This is a genomic window from uncultured Amaricoccus sp., from assembly GCF_937858865.1.
Taxonomy (GTDB): Bacteria; Pseudomonadota; Alphaproteobacteria; order Rhodobacterales; family Rhodobacteraceae; genus Amaricoccus.
The window spans coordinates 1-2770 of sequence record NZ_CALLYO010000136.1 but is presented as its reverse complement, the minus strand read 5'-3'; the positions used below and the strand labels follow the sequence as shown (position 1 = coordinate 2770).

Below are 2770 nucleotides of genomic sequence, written 5' to 3'. Positions count from 1 at the left end.
TGCCCAGCAGTCGACGCTCGACCCTGAGGACGGGGCAGCGTTCCATCGCACCACGAGCCGCTCAAGCACGGAGAGACCGAGCGGCCGAGGTCGTCGCGCGCCGCTCCGGCGGCGGCGCTGCCGCTCCCCACGGTGCCGTTTCGGGCGAGGCGAGGGAGCGGCCGGTGCGTGGTCAGAAGACGAACTTGGTGCCGAAGGTGCCGACGGTGATGTTCTTCAGGTCGGGATTCGCGGCCTCGTCGAGCTCGTACCAGCGCAGCTGGCCGTAGAGGTCGATGCCGTAGCGCTCGATCTTCTGCACCGCGGCGATGCCGAAGGAGGTGCCGTCGGCGCCCTCGCTCGAGACGTTCTCGCCCTTGGTGTAGTCGAAACCGAAGCCGGTCGGCCCGAGCGGCCAGAAGTCGGTATCCCAGCCGATCTTGGCGTAGAAGTTCGTCGGGTCGTCGCCCTCGTCGAGCTTGTAGCCGCCGGTCGAGAGCGTGAGGCTGAGGCCGGTCGGGTCGTGCAGCACCGAGCCGGACGCGGCATAGCCGTAGTCCACGGTGTCGTCGTCGATGTTGTAGACCGATGCCGCGGCGAGGAAGGTGAAGGCGCCGACGGTCCAGCCGCTCCAGTCGCCGTAGTCGCCGCCGAGCGTGACCGCCGCGGCCCACTGGTCGTCTTCGCCGTAGGAGACGGAACCCTGGACCGGGCCGAGCATCGGACTGTCGTAGCGGGCGCGGGCCATCCGGTCGCCGTCGAAGTCGAAGAAGGCGTCGCCCACGGCCGTGTCGCTGTAGTCGACGCCGTCGGTGAAGAGGATGCCGCCGGCGATGTCGGCGACGCCCGCGTACATGATCGGACCGGCGACGAGCGAGAGGTCGTATTCGGCCGTGTCGTCGGCAGCGCTTGAGCCCTGGCCGAGCTGCAGGCGGCCGAAGCGGTCGTTGCGGAAGGTGACCTCGGCGCGGCGAACGTTGAAGTCCGCGTCGGTCTGGGCGTCGAGCTGGTTGACGTCATAGGAGTTGTTCGGGCTCGCGCCGATCTCGATGGTGGCCCCGATCGAGGTCTCGCCGAGCGGCGCGTCGGCGTCGAGGCGGAAGCGGGTGCCGGAGGTGTCGTTGTCGACGATGAAGACGTCGGTCGAGATGCCGTCGTCGACGATGTTGAACGCCGGGTTGATCTGGCCCGAGAGCGTGAGCGAGCGACCGCTTGCGTCCTTCCAGGTGAAGCCCTCGGCGACCATCTGCGCCTCGGTGCGGTCATCCTCGTCCGGCGAAGCCGCGGCGGGAGCGGCCGCGACCGCCACCGGCGAAGCGGCTGGCGAAGCGGCTGGCGAAGCGGCTGGCGAAGCGGCTGGCGCAGCGGTGGCGGTGCGCTGGGACTTGAGCGCGTTCAGCTCGGCGCGCATCGCGTCGATCTGCTGCTGCTGCGCCTCGATCACCGCCATCATCCGGTCGATGTCGGCGGTGCTCGCCTGCTGCGCCGCCGCGGGGGCGGCGGCGGCGAGGGCGAGGGCGGTGGCGGTGAGGACGCGCGGCGATCCTGCCGGGAACATGGGCGGAGCTCCTTCAGTGTTGGTCGGAGTGCGGGCCGGTCGGGACCGGGCCGGAGGGTGTCGCCTGCCGCAGCATCCTGAGGCCGAGGCAGGCGAAGGCGATCGAGACGAAGGGGTTGAGGAGGTTGAAGAAGGCGAAGGGCAGATAGGCGGTGGTGGCGACGCCGAGGGTCGCGGCCATGTAGGCGCCGCAGCTGTTCCAGGGGATGAGCGGCGAGGTCACCGTGCCCGAGTCGCCGAGCGCGCGGGAGAGCACCACCGGGGCGAGCCCGCGCGCCGCGAAGGCACCACGGAACATGCGCCCCGGGAGCACGACGGCGATGTACTGGTCGGAGGCGAGCACGTTGGTGGCGAAGGCCGCGCCGACCAGCGCGGCGACCAGCGCCCCGACCGAGCGCGCGGCCGCGATCACCGGCCCGATCAGCCGGTCGAGCACCCCCGCCTTCTCGACGATGCCGCCGAAGGCGAGCGCGACCAGGATCAGCCAGACGGTGCCGAGCATGCTCGACATGCCGCCGCGGGTCAGCAGCTCGTCGACGGCCGGCTCGCCGGTGGTGGACACGTAGCCGGTGGCGAGCGCCGCCCAGATCCCCTTGAGGAGCGCGAGGCCGTGCGGCAGGTCACCACCGGCGAAGGCGACGACGCGCTCGGGCGCGGCGACGACGGCGAGCAGGCCGCCCGCCAGCGCGCCGATGAAGATCGTCACGAAGGGCGGCCAGCGCAGCAGCGCCAGCGCGAGGACGAGCACGAGCGGCAGGAAGTGCACGAGCGAGGGGTGGAAGGCGGCCTCGATGCCGGCGGCGATCCCCGAGGCGTCGAAGTCGCCGCGCGCCCCGAGCAGCCAGAAGCCGAGGACGGCGACGGCGAGCGCCGGGGCGGAGGTCCAGAGCGACTCGCGGACGTGGTCGTAGAGGTTGGCGCCGGCGGCGGCGCAGGCGAGGTTCGCGGTGTCGGAGAGCGGCGAGGACTTGTCGCCGAAATAGGCCCCCGAGATGATCGCGCCGGCGGCGATCGCCGGATCGAGGCCCATCTTCTGCGCCACCCCCATCAGCCCTATGCCGATGGTGCCGGCCACGGTCCAGGAGCTGCCGATCGAGACCGCGACGAAGGCCGCGATCAGGCAGGCGCTCATGTAGAAGTAGTTCGGATCGAGGAGCTTCAGCCCGTAGTAGACCATGGCCATCAGCGTGCCACTGAGCGCCCAGGTGCCGATCAGCGCGCCGACCGCGAGCA

At 71.2% G+C, this 2770-nt stretch carries 2 protein-coding genes; both read right to left on the bottom strand.

Features of this window, described 5'->3' with window-relative positions; all coding sequences use genetic code 11:
* Nucleotides 1-172: 172 nt before the first annotated feature.
* The gene (locus tag Q0112_RS03825) at nucleotides 173-1537 is read right to left on the bottom strand and encodes a porin (RefSeq protein WP_297971630.1); all 1365 of its coding nucleotides are present in this window, start codon (nucleotides 1535-1537) and stop codon (nucleotides 173-175) included.
* 13 nt (nucleotides 1538-1550) lie between these two features.
* Nucleotides 1551-2770: Na+/H+ antiporter NhaC family protein (locus Q0112_RS03820; RefSeq protein ID WP_297971626.1), on the bottom strand; the 1220-nt coding region annotated here is incomplete at its 5' end.

Excerpts from the sequence above, each read along its gene's own strand:
- Q0112_RS03825 (WP_297971630.1), bottom strand. The coding sequence starts at position 1,537 with ATGTTCCCGGCAGGATCGCCGCGCGTCCTCACCGCCACCGCCCTCGCC.